This window comes from Enterobacter cloacae complex sp. ESBL7 (genome assembly GCF_041679625.1).
GTDB classification, from domain to species: Bacteria; Pseudomonadota; Gammaproteobacteria; order Enterobacterales; family Enterobacteriaceae; genus Enterobacter; species Enterobacter asburiae_B.
Genome location: NZ_JBGORN010000001.1, coordinates 938,635 through 959,559 on the forward strand (window position 1 = coordinate 938,635; position 20,925 = coordinate 959,559).

At 52.9% G+C, this 20,925-nt stretch carries 24 protein-coding genes; 9 read left to right on the forward strand and 15 right to left on the reverse strand.

All coding sequences use genetic code 11. From position 1 onward, the window contains the following. Position 1: 1 nt before the first annotated feature. Both csgE and csgD read right to left on the reverse strand, forming a co-directional pair. Positions 2 to 391, reverse strand: coding sequence for a curli production assembly/transport protein CsgE (gene csgE, locus ACERY3_RS04550; RefSeq protein ID WP_033145182.1), 390 nt, complete (start codon positions 389 to 391; stop codon positions 2 to 4). Between the two features lie 4 nt (positions 392 to 395). After that, positions 396 to 1,046 carry a biofilm master transcriptional regulator CsgD gene (gene csgD / locus ACERY3_RS04555; RefSeq protein ID WP_021240790.1) on the reverse strand — a complete coding sequence of 217 codons (651 nt, stop codon included), beginning with the start codon at positions 1,044 to 1,046 and terminating at the stop codon, positions 396 to 398. Positions 1,047 to 1,810: 764 nt separating this feature from the next. Between csgD and csgB the strand changes: the two genes are divergently transcribed. The 5 genes from csgB to ymdB all read left to right on the forward strand — a co-directional run bounded on the left by csgB (position 1,811) and on the right by ymdB (position 4,288). Continuing rightward, complete coding sequence (csgB, locus tag ACERY3_RS04560; protein ID WP_033145183.1) at positions 1,811 to 2,266, forward strand: curli minor subunit CsgB; 456 nt, start codon at positions 1,811 to 1,813, stop codon at positions 2,264 to 2,266. 41 nt (positions 2,267 to 2,307) lie between these two features. Further along, entirely contained in the window at positions 2,308 to 2,760 is a 453-nt protein-coding gene (gene csgA, locus ACERY3_RS04565; RefSeq protein WP_033145184.1) for a curli major subunit CsgA, read from the forward strand. Positions 2,761 to 2,821: 61 nt separating this feature from the next. Then, positions 2,822 to 3,154 carry a curli assembly chaperone CsgC gene (gene csgC, locus ACERY3_RS04570; protein WP_033145185.1) on the forward strand — a complete coding sequence of 111 codons (333 nt, stop codon included), beginning with the start codon at positions 2,822 to 2,824 and terminating at the stop codon, positions 3,152 to 3,154. A 164-nt stretch (positions 3,155 to 3,318) separates the two neighbouring features. Beyond that, positions 3,319 to 3,639 carry a hypothetical protein gene (locus tag ACERY3_RS04575; protein WP_058840837.1) on the forward strand — a complete coding sequence of 107 codons (321 nt, stop codon included), beginning with the start codon at positions 3,319 to 3,321 and terminating at the stop codon, positions 3,637 to 3,639. A 106-nt stretch (positions 3,640 to 3,745) separates the two neighbouring features. Next, positions 3,746 to 4,288 (forward strand): O-acetyl-ADP-ribose deacetylase, encoded by a 543-nt coding sequence (ymdB, locus tag ACERY3_RS04580; protein WP_023311113.1) that lies wholly within the window; start codon positions 3,746 to 3,748, stop codon positions 4,286 to 4,288. A gap of 33 nt (positions 4,289 to 4,321) precedes the next feature. Here ymdB and mdoC read toward each other — a convergent pair whose 3' ends face one another. Beyond that, complete coding sequence (mdoC, locus tag ACERY3_RS04585; protein WP_033145187.1) at positions 4,322 to 5,461, reverse strand: glucans biosynthesis protein MdoC; 1,140 nt, start codon at positions 5,459 to 5,461, stop codon at positions 4,322 to 4,324. A 254-nt stretch (positions 5,462 to 5,715) separates the two neighbouring features. Here mdoC and mdoG point away from each other — a divergent pair, with 254 nt between their 5' ends. The 3 genes from mdoG to ACERY3_RS04600 all read left to right on the forward strand — a co-directional run bounded on the left by mdoG (position 5,716) and on the right by ACERY3_RS04600 (position 10,102). Continuing rightward, the gene (gene mdoG / locus ACERY3_RS04590; protein WP_021240787.1) at positions 5,716 to 7,269 is read left to right on the forward strand and encodes a glucans biosynthesis protein MdoG; all 1,554 of its coding nucleotides are present in this window, start codon (positions 5,716 to 5,718) and stop codon (positions 7,267 to 7,269) included. After that, the gene (mdoH, locus tag ACERY3_RS04595) at positions 7,262 to 9,790 is read left to right on the forward strand and encodes a glucans biosynthesis glucosyltransferase MdoH (protein WP_373225166.1); all 2,529 of its coding nucleotides are present in this window, start codon (positions 7,262 to 7,264) and stop codon (positions 9,788 to 9,790) included. Before mdoG ends, mdoH begins: the two co-directional genes overlap by 8 nt. A gap of 84 nt (positions 9,791 to 9,874) precedes the next feature. Next, the gene (locus ACERY3_RS04600; protein WP_033145189.1) at positions 9,875 to 10,102 is read left to right on the forward strand and encodes a YceK/YidQ family lipoprotein; all 228 of its coding nucleotides are present in this window, start codon (positions 9,875 to 9,877) and stop codon (positions 10,100 to 10,102) included. A gap of 6 nt (positions 10,103 to 10,108) precedes the next feature. Here ACERY3_RS04600 and ACERY3_RS04605 read toward each other — a convergent pair whose 3' ends face one another. The 3 genes from ACERY3_RS04605 to ACERY3_RS04615 form a co-directional block, all read right to left on the reverse strand. Continuing rightward, positions 10,109 to 10,483 (reverse strand): MysB family protein, encoded by a 375-nt coding sequence (locus ACERY3_RS04605; protein WP_023311118.1) that lies wholly within the window; start codon positions 10,481 to 10,483, stop codon positions 10,109 to 10,111. A gap of 97 nt (positions 10,484 to 10,580) precedes the next feature. After that, positions 10,581 to 11,798 (reverse strand): multidrug efflux MFS transporter MdtG, encoded by a 1,218-nt coding sequence (mdtG, locus tag ACERY3_RS04610; protein ID WP_373225167.1) that lies wholly within the window; start codon positions 11,796 to 11,798, stop codon positions 10,581 to 10,583. A 140-nt stretch (positions 11,799 to 11,938) separates the two neighbouring features. Further along, positions 11,939 to 12,865: a Kdo(2)-lipid IV(A) acyltransferase gene (locus ACERY3_RS04615; RefSeq protein WP_032658045.1), complete on the reverse strand. Its 927-nt coding sequence runs from the start codon at positions 12,863 to 12,865 to the stop codon at positions 11,939 to 11,941. Positions 12,866 to 13,086: 221 nt separating this feature from the next. Here ACERY3_RS04615 and ACERY3_RS04620 point away from each other — a divergent pair, with 221 nt between their 5' ends. Continuing rightward, entirely contained in the window at positions 13,087 to 14,136 is a 1,050-nt protein-coding gene (locus ACERY3_RS04620; RefSeq protein WP_319875700.1) for a rhodanese-related sulfurtransferase, read from the forward strand. Between the two features lie 41 nt (positions 14,137 to 14,177). On the opposite strand, the gene ACERY3_RS04625 is transcribed toward ACERY3_RS04620, so the two are convergent. The 9 genes from ACERY3_RS04625 to mdtH all read right to left on the reverse strand — a co-directional run bounded on the left by ACERY3_RS04625 (position 14,178) and on the right by mdtH (position 20,855). Next, a complete protein-coding gene (locus tag ACERY3_RS04625) occupies positions 14,178 to 14,756 on the reverse strand; it encodes a YceI family protein (RefSeq protein ID WP_047061563.1) in 579 nt (192 codons plus the stop codon). 1 nt (position 14,757) lies between these two features. Next, a complete protein-coding gene (locus tag ACERY3_RS04630) occupies positions 14,758 to 15,324 on the reverse strand; it encodes a cytochrome b (protein ID WP_319875701.1) in 567 nt (188 codons plus the stop codon). Positions 15,325 to 15,531: 207 nt separating this feature from the next. Next, on the reverse strand, positions 15,532 to 15,645 hold the full coding sequence (locus ACERY3_RS04635; RefSeq protein ID WP_032638658.1) for a YceO family protein: 114 nt from the start codon (positions 15,643 to 15,645) through the stop codon (positions 15,532 to 15,534). Between the two features lie 60 nt (positions 15,646 to 15,705). Then, on the reverse strand, positions 15,706 to 16,824 hold the full coding sequence (gene solA, locus ACERY3_RS04640) for an N-methyl-L-tryptophan oxidase (protein WP_319875702.1): 1,119 nt from the start codon (positions 16,822 to 16,824) through the stop codon (positions 15,706 to 15,708). A gap of 116 nt (positions 16,825 to 16,940) precedes the next feature. After that, on the reverse strand, positions 16,941 to 17,195 hold the full coding sequence (gene bssS / locus ACERY3_RS04645; RefSeq protein ID WP_008500827.1) for a biofilm formation regulator BssS: 255 nt from the start codon (positions 17,193 to 17,195) through the stop codon (positions 16,941 to 16,943). Positions 17,196 to 17,469: 274 nt separating this feature from the next. Further along, the gene (dinI, locus tag ACERY3_RS04650; RefSeq protein WP_008500826.1) at positions 17,470 to 17,715 is read right to left on the reverse strand and encodes a DNA damage-inducible protein I; all 246 of its coding nucleotides are present in this window, start codon (positions 17,713 to 17,715) and stop codon (positions 17,470 to 17,472) included. Between the two features lie 74 nt (positions 17,716 to 17,789). Then, on the reverse strand, positions 17,790 to 18,836 hold the full coding sequence (pyrC, locus tag ACERY3_RS04655) for a dihydroorotase (protein WP_033145198.1): 1,047 nt from the start codon (positions 18,834 to 18,836) through the stop codon (positions 17,790 to 17,792). 126 nt (positions 18,837 to 18,962) lie between these two features. After that, positions 18,963 to 19,523 (reverse strand): lipoprotein, encoded by a 561-nt coding sequence (locus ACERY3_RS04660; RefSeq protein ID WP_023311126.1) that lies wholly within the window; start codon positions 19,521 to 19,523, stop codon positions 18,963 to 18,965. A 123-nt stretch (positions 19,524 to 19,646) separates the two neighbouring features. Then, positions 19,647 to 20,855 (reverse strand): multidrug efflux MFS transporter MdtH, encoded by a 1,209-nt coding sequence (gene mdtH / locus ACERY3_RS04665; RefSeq protein ID WP_039261870.1) that lies wholly within the window; start codon positions 20,853 to 20,855, stop codon positions 19,647 to 19,649. Positions 20,856 to 20,925: the final 70 nt, after the last annotated feature.

Sequence of the window (20,925 nt, forward strand, 5' to 3'; positions counted from 1 at the left end):
GCTAGAACTCGTCTTTTGCTAAATCGCTGGTGCTTAATAGGGCTTTATCTATTTGCAGGCGATTAATAGCGTCTTCTGATTGTGCCAGTGCTAAGGCTACGTTTTTATCGAAGTCTATTTTGGTCGGGAATAAAAACGTTTGATAAATAACGTACTGATTAGCCGTTATTGTTATCCAACTTCCCCATCGTGCACTGGGCCGCTCGTTGATTGTTATATTTCCGGTGTAGGTACTGTCCCATTTGTCACTGAAGGCGCGGTAAAAACTGTGCCCGACCGATGAGACAGTGTGGTCTGTTAACAATCCGGGAACTTCGACCTCGACGGCCTTCAGATTCCCGGCAGCGAGCAGGAAACTCGCTGCGGCGATCCAACTCAACGTGCGCTTCATGTGATTAACGCCTGAGGTTATCGTTTGCCCACGAAACAGCCTGAGTTCGGTTTTTAACAGCTATCTTCTTGAAAAGATTATAAAGGTGCGTCTTTACCGTATTTTCGCTGATAAATAACGAACGGGCGATTTCAATATTTGAAGCACCAATGCGTAACTTGTTCAGGATCTCTTTCTCACGGTGCGTGAGCAGCGCGGACTCTGAACTGTTATAGCGATAATTTCCGGAGTGCGTGATGAGATAGCTGGCAAGCTTTTGCGAAAAATAACACTCTCCGCGTAATATACCTTGCAGCCCCTCTACCACCCGGTCTTCTTCTTCCGTGACGTAGAACACGCCATTGATATGCGGCCAGCTTTCAATATCTCTGAAAGGATATTCATCAGGCGTATTCAACAATAGCACGCGGATATTATTGTTTTTCCTGCTTAAAATATCTTGCCAGTAATGGATAAGCTTTTTATCAGCTTCCATCATATCGAAAAGAATGATGCTGCCAGGTGCAATATCATCAAAAGAACGTTGAATATTATGCAATTTCCCGTTCAGTGATAAAGATTGCTTTAAATGTTGTAATAACGCTGTCGCTTGCAAAGAAGGTTTTGTGATCAACAGTAATGTATGACCATGTAAACTATGGACTTCATTATACATGATGAAACCCCACTTTTTTTGGCACCTGGCAGCTGTCCTCCTGTTTATTAGAGGACACCAGAAGTACTGACAGATGTTGCACTGCTGTGTGTAGAATCAGACCATAACCTCCACAGGGAGGTAAATATAAAACCAATTTCGTACATCTAATTTCAATCTAGCTTTAACGAAGTTTAAAGCAAGTGTTAAACGTGTAACAGAATGTAAAAATCAATATTAATTTGTGAAAACTGCTTGTTGTTAATGGTAATAATTGATGAAAAAGTTGTACATATAAATAGATGTGCACAGATTTTAAAAATCATACAAATATTTTTATGTGATTGATTTTTGAGGTTATTTGTTATTTTTGCGCAGCAGTAATTAAGTATGAGTTTCAGATTATTTCTAAGCCCATGAATGGGCTGCTGCCTGGCTTAAGAAAACAGGCGTCGTGTCACGCACTGAGAAAAATGATCTCCAGCCGTTACGTTTAAACAACGCGGGATGACGCCTGGACAGCCTTCATCCCGTTGTACAACCCGATCGCAAGACCTGCTTAATAAAAAAATATAAGCTGACCTGATTAAAGTGATTTTTGATGTAAATTACGACTTTGTGGTGAGCCGATAAATAAAAATAAGCCGCGCGGGTGAGATATTTAAAATGTTTCAGCGGACATACTCTTCACCGTAACGACGCGTTAACACAATACGAGTCGTTTTAACAAGTAGCATTGTTATAGGGTTATGGCGTGATTAAATAGCCAGGTCCAGGGTGACAACATGAAAAACACATCGTTAATTATGATGTTTACATTACTGGGTGCGCCTGGATTTGTAACCGCAGCGAATTCAGATTTGGCAAATGCTGAATATAACTTTGCGGTTAACGAATTAAGTCTTTCATCACTCAATCAGGCAGCCATTATTGGTCAACGGGGCGTTTTCAATAACGCTGAGGTTAGCCAGGACGGTTCAAGACTCTTATCCATTGTATCTCAGGATGGGGCGGGTAACAGAGCGAGAGTTGATCAATCAGGGAGTTACAATTTAGCCTGGATCGATCAGAGCGGTAACGGGAATGATGCAGGTATTACGCAAGATGGATACGGTAATAGCGCGAAAATTATCCAGAAAGGGTCGGGTAATAGAGCAAATATTACGCAGTACGGTACGCAGAAAACCGCAGTTGTAGTGCAGAAACAGTCGCAAATGGCGATTAACGTTATTCAACATTAGCGCGTTCGCGACGACTTTAATCAATCCGATGGGGGTTTACCATGAAATTTATCAAAGTGGCAGCACTTGCAGCAATCGTAGTTTCTGGTAGTGCTATGGCGGGTTCTATTAATCAGGGCGGATGGGGTCATGGACATGGTCATGGTGGAAACAGTGGCCCAAATTCTACTCTGAATATTTATCAGAACGGTGGCGGTAACTCCGCGGTTGCCCTGCAGACAGACGCCAGAAATTCCGTCCTGAATATTAGCCAGACCGGCGGCTTTAACGGTGCTGACGTTGGTCAGGGCTCTGATGACAGTAAAATCAACCTGACCCAGAAAGGTTTTGGCAACAGTGCGACACTTGATCAGTGGAACAGTAAAAAATCCGTTATGAACGTTAGCCAGTCTGGCGGCTTTAACGGTGCACTCGTAGACCAGACTGCGTCCAACTCGACTGTTAACGTTACCCAGATCGGTTTTGGTAACCACGCGTCAGCTCATCAGTACTGATACTGAAATCTGTGCTACAAAAAAACAGGGCATCAGCCCTGTTTTTTTTCGGGAGTTCATCATGAATACCTTAATTCTACTTGCCGCGCTTTCCAGCCAGATAACCTTCAAAACGTCACAGCAGGAAAATATGACCACCATTGTTCCTCAGGTCACTCTGGCGCAGTCGTGTGATTGTCAGGTTCAGATTGTTTCTGTGCGAGAAGGGCAGGGAGGACAAAGTTCTTCCCGGCAGCAAAACACACTTTTTATACCCGCTAATCAGACGATTGATTTAATGCGCCTGAGTTTAAATATTAATGCGGGAGACACGGTAAAAATCGTTGTCACCGTTTCAGACGGTAAATCGCTGCATTTATCACAACAGTGGTCGCCAGCGGAACGCTCGCTCTAAACGTTCATGAAATCAATAGGTTGAGAATGTGGCGGGTCTGTGCCGTTGAGCTATGCTGATATCAGGGACCAGGTCGTTATGTTCCGTAACGTGAAACTTCGTTTGCAATAATAAATGAAGCGCGTTTACCCCTCATGGACGATTTTCATTGAGGAGTACCTATAATGAACAACTATTTTGCTCGACTCGTGGCAGGTCTGGGTCTGGTCGCTTCTGCTTTGAGTATCCCGGCTTATTCGGCCACGGTTGTGGACGGCGGTGTCATTCATTTTCGCGGTGCCATTGTCGCCGACCCCTGTGAAGTCGCCCCCCAGAAGCAACAGATTGCAATGTCATGTCCAAATAATAACCGTATGCAAACGCGTATGGTCAGCTATACAGAGGCGCTTAACGGGAAAGTGAGCGACTCAAACGTGGCAACGCTCAATATGAAATACCTTAATCCTGAAAAAACGCTCGCGGTTGTCGAAATCCAGTATCGCTAGTGCGCGTTCTCCCGCCCTGCGGTGAAAGAGGATTTTTTCTGATAGTTTTTTCTCCCGGTCTCCTCTGCGATACACTTAAGAAAATGGCGGGTTGCAGAGGGGCTTTATGAAACCGCAAATTGAAATTATTCATGGCGATATTACGACAGTGCACGTCGACGTTATCGTCAATGCGGCCAATCCATCCCTGATGGGGGGAGGCGGCGTGGACGGGGCTATTCACCGGGCTGCCGGACCGCAGCTGCTGGAAGCCTGTAAAACCGTGCGGCAACAGCAGGGCGAATGTCCTCCCGGTCACGCGGTGATTACGCTGGCGGGCAATCTGCCTGCGAGAGCGGTAATCCACGCCGTAGGGCCGGTCTGGCATGGCGGGGATCAGCACGAAGCGAGTATTCTGGAAGAGGCTTACCGGAACTGTCTGCGACTGGCCGCCGACAACGGTTATAAAACGATGGCGTTTCCGGCCATCAGCACCGGCGTGTATGGTTACCCTAAGGCCGCTGCCGCAACGATCGCCGTAGAAACGGTTTACCGCTATTTGTCGCTAAAACCGCTGCCAGAGAAGGTGATTTTTGTCTGTTTCGACGACGACACCACGCATCTTTATCAGCGGCTTCTGACTCAGCGCAGACAAGAGCTGGAGAGCTGATGCAAACGCGGCGCATCTGATGCGCCGCGTGATTTATGAGGCTTTTGCCTGCGGTTTTCCTGAAAAGAGGAAGCGCAGGAGCGGGATCCGCAGATGGATTTCGTAGAGTACGATTGCCACCCCTACAACAAACACCAGCCCGGTAAAGAAGCCCAGCGTGTTGGAGGCGATGTGCGGTGTGATGTAAGCCCCGAAGAAAAGCGTCAACGGGTGATGCACCAGATAGATAAACAGTGATGCATTAACGAAGTAGGTCACGCGGCTGGACTTAAAGTTCAGCAAGCGGTGGCCCAGTGCGAATACCACGTTCACCATCCACAGCCCCAGCAGCATAGTGATCACGCTTTCCGTTTCATACATCCAGGCGTCGCCGCTGCCGTAGCGCTGATTCAGCAGATAGGCCGCGAACGCGAGGGTGGCCCCCAGCGCGCACCACGGTGATGGGGTGACAAACAGCGATTTAAGCTTCGTATGAATAAAAGCCAGCGCGCCGATTAAAAAGAACGGAATGTAGAACAGGGACTGCATCACCACAAAATTAAATAACCCGTCGCTCAAAATCGGCGGATAGACGATAAGCAGCGTCCGTCGCACGGCGGCATAGGCAATCCCCAACAGCAAGAAGAGCACAGACAGTTTGCCCATCGTAACGTTGGCGAAGAAGGTGTCGGCTTTTGTACTCAGACGGTGGCGCAGGCGGCTGAAAATCAACAGGCTCACCGTTGTGAGCACCACCAGCACCAGCAGGAACCACAGGTGAGACACCAGCTCCCAGACCAGCGTATTGTACTTTTCATACAGCGTAAGGTTCGGCCAGTTCTCCGCTTTGCCTTTGACATATTGCAACATAATGAACTGAGGCAGCGTCAGCAGTGGAATTGCGGTCAGCATGGGGATCCCCACGCGCTCTACGCGCACTTTCCACCAGCGCTTGAGCGGGTATCGCAGAAACAGCATGTAAGAAAAATAGCCGGATATAACGAAGAACACCTGCATACGGAAGGCGTGAATAAAGTCATTAAACAGCGTCAGCCACCAGGAGGGCATCTGGCTATTCACATGCCAGGTGTGGCTGGAGTAAATCAGTGAAATGTGAAAGGGGATCCCCAATAGCATCAGCCAGGCCCTGATCGAGTCGAGGAAATATTCACGTTCTGTTGGTGTTGTGCTCATATAACGTTGTGCATTCTCAGACTTTTCGTCTTATCCCTAAGACTCATAATGGTTACATTCGAAGCCAACCCTACACCAAGACCGACACCCTGTCTCCAGGATAAGCACGCAAAGTGAATAGCGGGTTCTTTCATTTGCTTATTCCATGAGCCAGCAGCTGAACAAAGCAGTGATAATGTTGTCGGATTGCCTGAGTTTCCATTAAAATGGATCGGATCGATATAAGCACACAAAGGGGGAAGTGCTTACTTATTATGAAACATAAACCACAGATGATGAAAATGCGTTGGTTGGGTGCTGCAGTGGTGTTATCACTGTATACCTCATCGGCACTGGCCTTTAACATCGACGATGTCGCAAAACAGGCAAAATCGATGGCAGGCAAGAGCTACGAAGCGCCGAAAAGTAACTTGCCCTCCGTTTTCCGCGACATGAAGTATGCGGACTATCAGCAGATCCAGTTCAATCACGACAAAGCGTACTGGAGCAATATTAAAACCCCGTTCAAGCTTGAATTTTATCATCAGGGTATGTACTTCGACACGCCTGTTGCCATCAATGAAGTGACGGCAACCGCGGTACGTAAGATCAAGTACAGCCCGGATTACTTCAATTTTGGCAATGTGCAACACGACAAAGATACGGTGAAAGACCTGGGCTTCGCAGGCTTTAAGGTGCTTTACCCGATCAACAGCAAAGATAAAAACGACGAAATCGTCAGCATGCTTGGCGCCAGCTATTTCCGCGTTATCGGCGCGGGGCAGGTGTACGGGCTTTCTGCGCGTGGGCTGGCCATTGATACCGCGCTGCCATCAGGTGAAGAGTTCCCGCGTTTCCGTGAGTTCTGGATTGAACGTCCAAAGCCAACGGATAAGCGTCTGACCATTTATGCGCTGCTGGATTCCCCGCGTGCAACCGGTGCCTATCGCTTTGTAATTATGCCGGGTCGTGACACGGTAGTTGACGTGCAGTCCAAGGTTTACCTGCGTGATAAAGTGGGCAAACTGGGCGTTGCGCCACTGACCAGTATGTTCCTGTTTGGGCCGAACCAGCCGTCACCGGCTACCAACTTCCGTCCGGAACTGCATGACTCCAACGGTCTGTCTATTCATGCCGGCAACGGTGAGTGGATCTGGCGTCCGCTGAATAACCCGAAACATCTGGCGGTTAGCAGCTTCGCAATGGAAAACCCGCAAGGTTTTGGCCTGCTGCAGCGTGGTCGTCAGTTCTCCCGCTTTGAAGATTTGGACGATCGCTATGACCAGCGTCCAAGCGCCTGGGTCACGCCAAACGGTGACTGGGGTAAAGGCAAGGTCGAGCTGGTAGAGATTCCAACCAACGACGAAACAAACGATAACATCGTCGCTTACTGGACGCCGGATCAACTGCCGGAAGCCGGTAAAGAGATGAACTTCAAGTACACCATTACCTTCAGCCGCGACGAAGATAAGCTGCATGCGCCGGATAACGCGTATGTAATGCAGACTCGCCGCTCAACGGGTGATGTGAAGCAGTCTAATCTTATCCGTCAGCCTGACGGTACCGTGGCGTTTGTCGTGGACTTCACAGGCCAGGATATGAAGAAACTGTCGCCGGACACCGCCGTTGCCGCTCAGGCCAGCATCGGTGATAACGGTGAAATCGTTGAGAATACCGTGCGTTACAACCCGGTAACCAAAGGCTGGCGTCTGACCCTGCGCGTGAAAGTGAAAGATCCGAAACAGACCACTGAAATGCGTGCTGCGCTGGTCAGTAACGATCAGCCGCTGAGTGAAACCTGGAGCTATCAGCTACCTGCCAATGAATAATACATCTGAATATATTGATGCCATGCCGCTGACGGATATCGAAAAAGCGGCACTGCCAAAGAGCGACATCCGCGCGGTTCACACCGCGCTGGATGGTGAACATCATACGTTTTCCCGTGATGATGATACGCCGCTCGGGTCAGTCAAGGCGCGTCTGGAGCAGGCCTGGCCGGACTCGCTGGCGGAAGGGCAGTTGATTAAAGACGACGAAGGACGCGATCAGCTTCAGGCGATGCCGAAGGCCACGCGTTCCTCTATGTTCCCCGACCCATGGCGCACCAACCCGGTGGGCCGCTTCTGGGATCGCCTGCGCGGGCGTGATGTGACGCCGCGCTATCTGTCGCGTCTGACGAAAGAAGAGCAGGCGTCCGAACAGAAATGGCGTACCGTCGGGACAATCCGTCGCTATATCCTGCTGCTTCTGACGCTGGCGCAGACGGTCGTTGCGACCTGGTACATGAAAACTATCCTGCCTTACCAGGGCTGGGCGTTTATCAACCCGACGGACATGATGGGCCAGGATCTCTGGGTCTCCTTCATGCAGCTGCTGCCGTATATCCTGCAGAGCGGCATTCTCCTGCTGTTCGCGGTCCTCTTCTGCTGGGTTTCGGCCGGTTTCTGGACCGCGCTGATGGGCTTCCTGCAGCTGCTCATGGGGCGTGACAAATACAGCATTTCGGCGTCAACGGTCGGGGATGAACCCCTCAATCCCGAGCACCGTACCGCGCTGATTATGCCTATCTGTAACGAAGACGTTGACCGCGTATTTGCGGGCCTGCGTGCGACCTGGGAGTCCGTGAAGGCGACCGGGAACGCGGAGCATTTCGACGTTTACATCCTGAGCGACAGCTACAACCCGGATATCTGCGTGGCGGAACAAAAAGCGTGGATGGAGCTGATTGCAGAAGTGCAGGGCGAAGGCCAGATCTTCTACCGTCGCCGCCGTCGTCGCGTGAAGCGTAAAAGCGGCAACATCGATGACTTCTGCCGTCGCTGGGGTAACCAGTACAGCTACATGGTAGTGCTGGATGCTGACTCCGTCATGAGCGGAGACTGCCTGAGCGGTCTGGTGCGTCTGATGGAAGCCAACCCTAACGCCGGTATCATTCAGTCCTCGCCAAAAGCGTCCGGAATGGACACCCTTTATGCGCGCTGCCAGCAGTTCGCCACCCGTGTTTACGGGCCGCTGTTTACGGCCGGTCTGCACTTCTGGCAGCTGGGTGAGTCGCACTACTGGGGCCATAACGCCATTATCCGCGTGAAGCCGTTCATTGAACACTGTGCGCTGGCGCCGCTGCCGGGTGAGGGTTCGTTTGCCGGTTCTATTCTGTCGCATGACTTCGTAGAAGCGGCGCTGATGCGTCGTGCTGGCTGGGGCGTCTGGATTGCCTACGACCTGCCGGGATCGTACGAAGAGCTGCCGCCGAACCTGCTGGACGAGCTCAAGCGTGACCGCCGCTGGTGTCACGGTAACCTGATGAACTTCCGCCTGTTCCTGGTAAAAGGGATGCACCCGGTTCACCGCGCGGTGTTCCTGACGGGCGTGATGTCCTATCTCTCTGCACCGCTGTGGTTTATGTTCCTCGCGCTCTCCACTGCGCTGCAGGTTGTCCATGCCCTGACGGAGCCGCAATACTTCCTGCAACCGCGGCAGCTGTTCCCGGTGTGGCCGCAGTGGCGTCCGGAGCTGGCGATTGCGCTGTTTGCCTCCACCATGGCGCTGCTGTTCCTGCCTAAGCTGCTCAGCATCATCCTGATCTGGTGCAAAGGCTCGAAAGAGTACGGCGGTTTCTTCCGCGTGACCCTTTCGCTGCTGCTGGAAGTGCTGTTCTCCGTCCTGTTGGCGCCGGTACGTATGCTGTTCCACACCGTGTTTGTGGTCAGTGCGTTCCTGGGCTGGGAAGTGGTCTGGAACTCACCGCAGCGTGACGACGACTCCACGCCGTGGGGTGAAGCCTTTATGCGCCACGGTTCTCAGCTGCTGCTGGGTCTGGTGTGGGCTGCCGGGATGGCGTGGCTTGATCTGCGCTTCCTGTTCTGGCTGGCGCCGATTGTCTTCTCGCTGATCCTGTCGCCGTTTGTGTCCGTGATTTCCAGCCGTTCAACGGTGGGGCTGCGGACCAAACGCTGGAAGCTGTTCCTGATCCCGGAAGAGTATTCCCCGCCGCAGGTGCTGGTGGATACCGATCGTTACCTGGAACAGAACCGCAGTCGCTCGCTGGATGACGGCTTCATGCACGCCGTGTTTAACCCGTCATTCAACGCCCTGGCGACGGCAATGGCTACCGCGCGTCACCGCGCCAGCCAGGTGCTGGAGATTGCCCGCGATCGTCACGTTGAGCAGGCGCTTAACGAGACCCCGGAAAAACTCAACCGCGACCGTCGTCTGGTGCTGTTGAGCGACCCGGTGACAATGGCGCGTCTTCACTACCGCGTGTGGTCCGCTCCGGAGAAATACTCTTCGTGGGTGAACTACTATAAGGACGTGAAGCTGAATCCGCTCGCCCTGAAGGCGAAGTAAGCAGTTAAGTAAGGCGGGTAAGCGAAGCGCCACCCGCCAGATAAAATACCGGCTTAATCGCCGGTATTTTTTTAGAGGTTAAAGATGAGAATAATCATCGTCGTTATGGTGGCATGCCTGCTGAGCGGCTGCGGCAGTATCATCAGTCGCACCATTCCAGGGCAAGGTCACGGAAATCAGTATTACCCGGGCGTGAAATGGGATCTTCGTGATTCCGCGTGGCGCTACCTGACCGTGCTCGATCTGCCGTTCTCGCTGATTTTCGACACGCTTTTGCTGCCGATCGATGCCAGCCACGGCCCTTACGAATAGCGTAAATTAACGCTCGTCCCACTCGTCGGCTGCGGTTTGACCTTCTTCCGTATCCAGCGGCGGCTCGAGCTGAAACTCACCCTCATCCCACTCGTGCAGGGTATTCTCTTCCAGCCATTCCTGCCGAAGTTCTATTTCGTCATAGTCGCCATCAAAGACGGCCTGCGCACCTTCACCACTTAATATCGGCAAACATTCCCCTTCTTCACCTTCATCGGCAAAGAATTCGGCCTGCCACATAATATCCCCATCCTGCAGAACGTATTTTTGGATATTTAGCTGTTGCACGTCAGCATCTTCTTCTTCAACGCCGGGGTTGTCGGCGAGGAACTCTTCACGAGCGGCATCAATAGCTTCTTCCAGCGTGGCGTACATGGTCATTGGTGTCTCCCTGTTTTCCAGAAGGTTTCAGGGAAAGAATAGCTGAATATAAGATTCTGCAAGTATGAATGCGAAAATAAGCTATCAGGCGTTCGTCTTATTCCGTCACGGGCCGCAGCGCGCGGGATAAACTGAACCATGAATAGATGGCATTGAACAACACGACGCCCGCCGTCACGATAAAGACGGCGCGAAAACCGAAGCTGGCGGAAATCCCGGCCCCGAGCAGCGGTCCGGTGACGTTACCGATGTCGCGGAATGACTGGTTATAGCTGAAAATACGCCCGGCAATCTGGTTCGTGGAGTTGTAGACCAGCAGGGTCTGTACGGCGGGCAGCAGCGCGCCGTCGGCGGCACCCAGCAAAAAACGCAGGACGCCCAGCTGCCATGGCGTTTGCACCATCGACATCGGGATAAGCAGCAGGACGGAAATGACCAGCGCGCAGATCAGGATTTTCTCGGAACCAACGCGGTCTCCCAGTTTACCCAGCCTCGGGGCGCTCAGCAGCGCCGCCACGCCGGGCACGGAGGCAATCAGCCCGCTGATGAACGCAATATTGCTGACGTTACCCGCCAGATCGCGAACGTACAGCGTCAGAATAGGGGCAATCGACCCGGTAGCCACCTGGATAATCATTGTCGTCACGAACAGGCTCAGCACCAGTCTGGGATTTTTGAGCGAGGTCAGCACCTCTCTGGCGTGGAGCATCTCTTTTTTGGCGACAGGCGTGAAGTTTTCCCGGATACAGAGCAGGGTGACGATAAAGCACAGGAACAACACGCTGGCGGTGATAAAGAAAACCGGGCGCAGGCCGTAGTTATCCGCCAGTAATCCCCCGGCCAGCGGTCCCAGCAGAGCACCGCTCACGCCGCCGGTAGAGAGCGTCCCGAGCGCCCAGCCGCTCTTATGGCGGGGGATTTGCGTGGCTATCAGGGCATTCGCGTTGGGAATAAATCCCCCCAGCAGGCCCAGCAGCGCGCGCAGGATCAGAAACTGCCAGACGTTCTGCGCCACGCCCATCAGCGCCATGATAATGGCCATCCCCAGCGCCGAACGCAGCAGCATGATTTTACGTCCCTTGCGATCGGCAAGGCCGCCCCAGAAGGGCGAGGCCATCGCGGAAAAGAGAAATGTGATGCTGAATACCAGACCGGACCACATATTGAGCGCGCTGTGGCCCGTAACGCCTAGCTGTTCGACGTAGAGCGGCAGGAATGGCATAACCAGGCTAAAGGCCGCGCCGGTAAGAAAACAGCCAAGCCACGCAACCGCGAGGTTACGCTTCCAGTTTATGGGGGCATCTGAGGGTGACATAACTATCCGCATAATGAGGTGCAGAGCATCTGAAGCATAAAGTAATAAGCCTGCTAATTATGCGCCTGGGTTATGATTGCCGCAATGACGAGGAGCTTTTAAAGCTAAAACGGTATGCGGCCCTGGAGACCGCATGGGGATTAATAGCGGGACGGCGTGCCTTGTGGACGCGTTTTAAAACGGCGGTGCAGCCACATATACTGCTCGGGCGCCAGCATGATGCACTTCTCCACAACGCTGTTCATCCAGCGCGCAGTGGTTTCCGCATCGTCAAGCGGTGGCGCAAGCTCCGGCTCCAGCATCATCAGCTCGTAGCCTGAACCATCCGGCTTACGGCGAGGGACGAAAGGCACGATGGCAGCTTTAGACATCCGCGCCAGCATCCAGGTACCGGTCGTTGTGGCGGCCTCTTCAACGGCGAAGAAGGGGACAAATACGCTGGCCTGTGGGCCATAGTCGTGGTCGGGGGCATACCAGACCACTTCACCGGATTTCAGCGCGCGGATCATCCCCTTCAGATCCTTACGGTCGATCATGCTTTTGTTGGAGCGCATGCGGCCGTTGGTCTGGATTAAATCGATGACCGGGTTATCGTTAGGACGATAAACGCCAATGCCAGGCGCCTGCATGCCGAACATGCGCGCCCCGATTTCCAGCGTCAGGAAATGAACGCCGATCAGCAAAACGCCCGTCTGGTTGGCCTGAAGCGTATGCACAGGCTCCATGCCGGTTCCCGTTACCTCGCTCCAGCGGGCCATGCGTTTGTCCGGCCAGAACCACGCCATGCCGGTCTCCATAAGCCCCATCCCGACGGATTCGAAATTCTTTGCGACCATATCGTGACGCTCTGACTCGCTCATCTGCGGAAAACACAGCTCAAGATTGCGGTACGCGATTCTGGCGCGACGCTTCATAAACAGTTGCGCGAAACGGCCCAGAAATTTACCCAACCGAAAAATAACAGGGTAGGGAAGCTGTACCAGAAGCCATAAAAAGCCGATGCCAAGCCAGGTCAACCAATAGCGGGGATGCAAAAGGGCGGCAGTAAATTTTGGTAACTGGGTCATGTCTTTCCTGTGTTCAAACGTCCTGTTTTGCTAGTGTCTCATTTTTTGAGACATAGCCAAAATATCTGCTTTCGAAGCGTACACGAATACAGCAATTGTTAAGCCTGATTAATCAGGGTGTGTGAAATGTAGCGTAAATTGTGGGGATGTAAATTGGTTTTGTTTGCTATATGATGCCGACCGATTATTCATTCTCTCTAACGATTCCAGGACTGTACACCATGCCAGTGTTACACAACCGCGTGTCGAATGAGATGTTAAGAGCGCGTATGTTGGCTGAAACCGAACCGCGCACAACCATCTCTTTCTATAAATACTTCACGATCGACGATCCGCAGGCGACCCGCGATGCGCTGTATCAGGCGTTTACGGCCCTGAACGTCTTCGGCCGCGTCTACCTTGCCCGTGAAGGCATCAACGCGCAAATTAGCGTACCGGAAAGCAAAGTCAGCGCTTTCCGCGAATGTCTTTATCAGTTCGATCCGGCCCTCGACGGCTTACGCCTTAACATTGCCCTGGACGATGACGGGAAATCCTTCTGGGTGCTGCGCATGAAGGTGCGTGAACGCATCGTGGCGGACGGTATCGACGATCCTGAGTTTAACGCGGCGGATGTCGGTGAATATCTCAAGGCTGCGGAAGTGAATGCGATGCTGGACGATCCGGATGCCGTGTTCATTGATATGCGTAACCACTATGAATACGAAGTGGGGCATTTCGAGAACGCGATGGAAATCCCGGCCGATACCTTCCGCGAGCAGCTGCCCAAAGCGGTTGAGATGATGCAGGAACATAAAGATAAAAAGATCGTTATGTACTGCACCGGCGGTATCCGCTGTGAGAAAGCCAGCGCGTGGATGAAGCACAACGGCTTTAATAAGGTCTGGCATATTGAAGGCGGCATTATCGAGTACGCCCGCCGCGCCCGCGAGCAGGGTTTACCGGTGCGCTTTATCGGGAAAAACTTTGTCTTTGACGAGCGTATGGGTGAGCGTATCTCGGAAGACGTTATTGCCCAGTGCCACCAGTGCGGCGCACCGTGCGATACCCACACCAACTGCAAAAACGACGGGTGTCATCTGCTGTTCATTCAGTGCCCGGCCTGTGCCGAGAAGTTTAACGGCTGCTGTAGCGAACTGTGCAGCGAAGAGAGCATCCTGCCGGAAGAAGAGCAGCGTCGCCGTCGCGCAGGACGTGAAAACGGCAACAAGATTTTCAATAAATCACGCGGCCGTCTGAATACCAAACTGGGTATCCCTGACCCGGAATGATAATAACGCCCGGCACGGCGAAAGCCTGCCGGGCGAATCTATTATGATTTCTGCTGTACACCTTCAACGGAAATAATCAGCTCAACGTCCTGAGACGCCGGGCCTAAATCCGTTGTGATATTAAAATCTTTCAGGTGAATTTTACCCGCCGCTTCAAAACCTGCGCGTTTACCCCCCCACGGATCGTCACCCTGACCCAGTAATTTAGCATCCAGCGTGACCGGTTTTGTTACGCCGTTAAGCGTCAGGTTGCCGGTAATATTCAGCTTATCGCCCTCTTTTTTCACTTCCGTGGAGGTGAAGGTCGCCTGCGGGTATTTCGCGACATTGAGGAATTCTCCGCTGCGCAGATGTTTATCACGTTCAGCATGATTGGTATCCACGCTGTTGGTATTAATGGTTACGTTGACCTTATCGGCGGCAGGATTCTTCTCGTCAAAGGTGAATGTGCCGTCAAAATCTTTAAAGGTACCGTACAGCCAGCTGTATCCCAGGTGCTGAATACGGAAATTGACGAAAGCGTGCTGGCCCTCTTTATCAATTTTATAATCAGCCGCCACGGCGGAACCGGCGGTGAATAACAGAGAACCCAGGGCGATACCCAGCAGGTGTTTTTTCATTTTATGCTCCAGAGTCAACTGACGAGCGGCCAAGCATGCGCTTTAGCGTATCGTCTTTATCAATAAAATGGTGTTTGAGGGCGGCAAGCCCGTGCAGCACGGACAGGATCACGACGCTCCACGCAAGCCAGAGGTGAACGACCCCCGCGGTGTCAGCCTGAGCGCCGGCATCGCTGAGCGTTGCCGGGACGTCAAAAAGGCCAAAGACGCTAATCGGCTTACCGTCCGCCGTTGAGATAAGGTAGCCGCTGATCAGAATGGCGAAGAGCAGCGCATAGAGCGCGATATGCGCGGCGACTGCACTGACGCGGGTAAATTTGCCATGGGTCTTCGGCGTCGCGGGCGGCGGGGAAATATGTCGCCAGATCACGCGAAAAACCAGACCCAGCATCAGGAGAACGCCAATGCTTTTATGTAACTCCGGTGCCTGGTGATACCAGCCGTCGTAATAGCTGAGCGTGACCATCCAGAGTCCAAGGCCAAACATACCGTAGACGGCAATAGCAAATATCCAGTGCAAACCTATGGATATTATTCCGTAGCGCCGGGAGGTGTTACGCAGTTGCATCAGAATGTCCATTTTCGTATTAACCGAAGGGTAAAAATGAACGGGAAGATGTGACATTGCAACTGAAATAATTGTCTATTGATTTTTATTTTATTTATTTCAGCAATTTTGAAAGGAAAGGATAAAGGTAATTCAATGCCTTCGTGCAAGAGGAATTGAGAGGTTCAATAAAGCTAAATTAATGTCAATTATTGTCAGTCAGGGTTTTCAATAAAATACAATGTAAACAAAATCAATAATAGCCAGCAGCGCCCACAATAAGATATAGAGCATGAAATGCTCGCGAATATTATTCATCAGAAAGCTAACGATCCTGCGCATAATGCCCCGTAATGCAGTGTGAATAAAACGGGCCCCGGTACCTCCGGAGCCCGTGACGGATTATCCGTTAAAACGTGAGAGTGAGAAGGGCGTCAGATCAAACTGCGGCGTGATGCCCTGGGCGAACTGCGCGGCGATCTCGCCCAGCACGGAAGCGAATTTAAAGCCGTGGCCGCTCAGCCCGGTGATTAGCAGGGTGTTGTCATGCCCTGGCAGGGTATCAATGATAAAGTCTTCATCCGGCGTGTTGTCGTAGGTACAGGCCGCGCCATACAGCAAGCCACCGACGCCCGGAAGAATAGTGCGCAGGAACGAGAAGGCTTCTGAACCATCCTGTGGGAAGGCACCGAAGGGCTTACGCTCTTCAGGGGAGATGATAGCCTGGCCACCGTTGTGTTTACCGATTTTCAGCGCGTCTTTCTCGGAAGGGAAACCGTAGAACTGATCGCCATTCGGCAATTCGCCGGTGAAGGCCGGGAATTTATTCTGCGCGCTGTAGCGCCCATCCGACTGGAACCAGGAGAAGACCTTGCGCACCGGCTGGATTGGCAGTTCCGGCAGCAGGCGAGTGACCCAGGTTCCTGCGCTGACGAGCAGGCGGGACGCTGAATAGTCGCCGTCAAGAGTCGTTACCGTGACGCCATTCTCGTCATGGGTGATGGCCTCCACCGGACAGTTAAACAGCTGCGCACAGCCGGCCTTAGCGGCAAGATCGATCCAGGTTTTGATTGCCGTTTCACAATGCAGCACGCCGGAGTGGGCTTCAAAGAGGCCGATGTAATCGTCCGGGACGGTAATTTCAGGCCAGCGCGCGGTAATGCCCGTTGCGTCCAGCTTCTCAACATCCAGATTAAAGGCTTTTGCGCTGCGCTCGACGCCGGCGAGAAAATCAGAATGAGCAGGGCCAAGGTTGATGACGCCGGTACGCTCGAAAATACGCTCTTCGGTCTGTGTCGCCAGTTCATCCCACAGCGTCTGGGCGCGAAGCACCAGCGGCACATAGCGCTCGCCTTCTCCATACGCATGGCGCATGAGACGGGTATCGCCATGATGGCTGCCCTCCGAATGAGGAGGAAGGTGGGCATCGATCATCAGGACCTTCAGACCTGCCTGTGTTGCGTAATAACCGGCAGCGGAACCCACGGAGCCGCTACCAATAATGATTAAGTCGTATCTCATATGCATCTCGTAAACTGATGTTTTGTTAGCAGAGTAATTAACAACGCGGGGTTAGACAAGGGAGAAATAAATAAGGCACCGCGTGGGTGCCTGTAGAGAGAAAAGTGGGCATAAGCTTAGTGCCGTTTATACTCATTTTCCTGATAGTCGCCAGATTCTATTTTTGCAATACCTGCCTCTAAAATAGAAATAAACTGACGGGCGACGTCTGTTGTTAGCCACAGCGTCTGTCCAACTTCCGCTTCTTCACGGTTGAGTTGATTCGGGGTCTGGTAGTGCAAACGCAGCATCAGCGCATCGTAGCTATCTACGGTACTGATATCCCAGCCAACCAGTGGATGGGTCTGGATCACTTCACTATTCTTTTCCATTATAACCCCCTTAATGCGTGTTAGAAGACAACGGCTCTGAGGTTCAATGCATGTTTTTCTGAAAGCATCTTCAGTATACCAAGTAATAAGGGTTCCAACGGGAAAAATAAACAGGTGGCAACACATTTTTCTGCTTTTTAGGATTGTTCGAACAATAAAACACCATCTCGTTCACGATTTTTAAAGAAGATGCCGAATTAATTTGAACTTGCAGGATTTTTAGACAAAAAAAAGCCGGGGCGACCCGGCAAAAAAACACAATGAGGGAGCAGTGTTAATCTGTGATAAACCAGTCGTCTGCGCTTTCCCACGTTTCCTGCAGGATTTCGCTGATGCGATCTTTATCTTCTTTCGCAGCACCAATGACGGAGAGGTTGTTCGCCGCGGCGTAACGCACCGTTACGGCACCCGCGTTGTCGGGAAAGGTGTTGTTAATACGGCGGGATAATTCGCCTGCCAGTGCATCAAGCGCGCCGGCAGGCAGAACGGTTGTTTTGGCTATGGTGACTTCAATACGCATAAATGCCCCCTGTGTAATATACTGTTTATTTATACAGGCATATTATCGATTTGACAACAAGGGGCATTGATTTTTTAACGTTTTACCGTCCAGTTAACGGTTTCGCCCGCCAGGAATGGGATCAGCGTGTCATCCGTCAGCGCAATGGACTCCTCAACGTGGCTCGCTTTACGCTCCAGTTCGATAAAGGTGTCGTTGACCGGCAGGCCGTAGAAGCGCGGGCCGTTAAGGGAGCAGAACGCTTCAAAATGTTCGAGCGCGTTCATCTCTTCAAAGACGGTCGCGTAGCTGGCCAGTGCCGTTGGGGCGTTGAAGCAGCCTGCACAGCCGCAGCTCGCCTCTTTGCGGTGGCGGGCGTGAGGTGCGGAATCGGTGCCGAGGAACGCGCGGGAGAACCCGCTGGCAACCAGCTCGCGCAGCGCCTGCTGGTGGATGTTGCGTTTGAGAATAGGCAGACAGTACAGGTGAGGACGTACCCCGCCCACCAGCATGTGGTTACGGTTAAACATCAGGTGCTGTGGCGTAATGGTCGCGGCGATAAGATCGTTGCCGTCGCGCACATACTCTGCCGCGTCTTTGGTGGTGATATGCTCAAAGACCACTTTAAGCGCGGGCAGGCGCTGGCGCAGAGGCTCCATCACGGTTTCGATAAAGCGGGCTTCACGGTCGAAGATGTCAATCTCGGCATGCGTGACTTCACCATGGACCAGCAGCGGCATGCCCAGTTTCTGCATGCGTTCCAGAACCGGCATGATGGCATCAATGCTGGTGACGCCGTGGCTGGAGTTGGTGGTGGCATTTGCCGGGTAGAGTTTCGCCGCCGTAAATACGCCTTCGTTAAACCCGCGCTCCACTTCGTTCGGATCCAGCGAGTCGGTAAGATAGCAGGTCATCAACGGGGTAAAATCGTGTCCCGCAGGGACGGCATCCAGGATGCGCTGGCGATAGGCCATCGCGGCATCGACGGTGGTGACTGGTGGAACCAGGTTAGGCATGACAATCGCGCGGCCATAAATTTCGCTGGTATAAGGCACGACGGTTTTCAGCATATCGCCATCACGCAGATGGATATGCCAGTCGTCAGGGCGGCGGATTTTAAGAACCTGGGGTTGTGCAGTCATGGAAGCTCCGGCTTGTCAGGAATCAGTCATAAGGATGGCTGTTTTTGCCGGACACAAATCATAAGCGGAAACGTTTTCGTTTGCACACTTTTCCGTAAAAAAAAGGGCGCCGCAGCGCCCTTCAGGTTAATCGGTGAAAGGAATGATAATTTCACCCGGTTTCACCTCAATGCCTTTTGCATATTTTTTCGCCAGAGCTTCACCCTTGCTTTTGTCTTCGCTTAAGACGTACGCGGGCTGCTGGTTAAAGTAATTTCGCAGCGACTGGTTCAGATAGGGCATCAGGGTTTGCAGAACCGGTGCCATCTTGTCCGGCGACACCTGCGCATCGACGACTTCCATCTCCTGCAGGAAAATCGCCCCTTTCTCTTTGTTGAAAACGGGCAGGGCCTTCAGCTTGAGCTTGATGTTGGCCTTCTGATTGCCAAAGAGGGATGACATATCGAGATCCGCATCACCGGCCAGGGTAACTTTGTTTGGCTCTTCACGTCCGATCTGGCTGGTCAGGTTCGTCAGGACGATATGCGCGTCCGCCAGTCCCGGCACGCCAATGTCTTTAGAGAAATTGTTATGTTTTTCCAGCGCCTGATTAATTTCCTGTTCACTGACGGTATATTGCGTGAGCTGGTTACAGCCAACCAGCAGGCCGCTGACTACTAATGCCGCGGCAAAGACAATTTTCTTCATAGTGTTCCTCAACGAAAAATCGGCGCTTCTGTCCTGTTGCGCCAGTATGTCAGTGTGAATTGGCAGAAACCAGCAGAAAAAACTGAGAAGTGGGGCGGGAGGGGCTCCCGCCCGAGGGAAAGGCTACGCGCCAGGCTCGAGCATCCCGCTCGCGCTGCGCTTCGGGCTGAACTGCCACCACAGGGCAAGGAGCGTCATAAAGCCCACCGCGCCGAGCATCATCCACGGGAGTTCAGGCTGGCTTAACGCTTTTCCGGCATCAAACAACCAGCCGCCACCGGCGTAACCTAATGCGCCGCCAAGCGCCAGCCCCAGCCGGCTGAAACCCATATAGCTGCCGCGCGCACGCGCATCCGCAAGAGAGGCGCTCAGCGTTTCACGGGCAGGTTCGGCGATGATCGAGCCAATATAGAACGTGCAAATCAGCGTAAACAGCTGCTGGAGAGAGTTCACCAGGCCGATCGGCATCATGCTCAGCGTCATCAGGAACAGCCCGGCCATCAGGCGATGCTCCAGACGAAAACGCCGTTCGCTCCAGCGGGCAATCGGATAGAGCAGCGTTAACGACAGGCAGGCTTCGATGGCGTACATCCATTTAACGGCTGCAGGGGTCCCCGCGATGTCGTTAACCATGATCGGCAGCATCAGCATGACCTGTACAGCCAGCATGTAGTATCCCGTCAGGGTCAACACATAGGTGACAAAACGCCTGTCGCGCAGGACGCGGCCAAGCCCTTCCCGGACCGGCGCTTTGACCGTCGACAGTTTCCAGGCGGGCAGGAACAGGCCATTGAACAGCGCGCACAGAATAAAGAGCACCGCCCCAGCGGCGCAGACCAGACGGAAGTCATACTGCAGCAGCCAGCTTCCCAGCAGGGCGCCGATAACCGCCCCGGCACTGTCCTGCATCATCAGAATCGAGAAGAAACGGCCGCGGTGCTGGGGGCGAATAAGCTTCACCACCAGCGCGGTGCGTGGCGGATCGAACAGCGTGCCGCCGATACCGGAGAGGAAACAGGAGAACCAGAGCAGCCATGGCTCCTGGGCGACCGCCATCGTGGCAAAGCCTGCCGCGCGCAGCAGCATACCGGTAACGATCATCGGCTTAGCGCCGAAGCGGTCGGCAATGGCCCCGCCAAAGACGCCCAGGCCCTGCTGGACAAACTGGCGTAGCCCCAGGGCAATGCCAACCATTAATGCCGCCCAGCCCATCTGATCGACAAAGCGGATCGATATCAGCGGAAAAACGACAAAAAAGCCGAGCACGACCAGCATGTTATCGACGAGCAGGAAATATTTACCCAGGCTCCTGGCCTGTGATACGCGGGACATTTTCCCTCCAGGGAAAATAAGAAGGTGAGCACGCTAACATTCTGCGGTGTCGCCGCGTTTTTTCCCACCC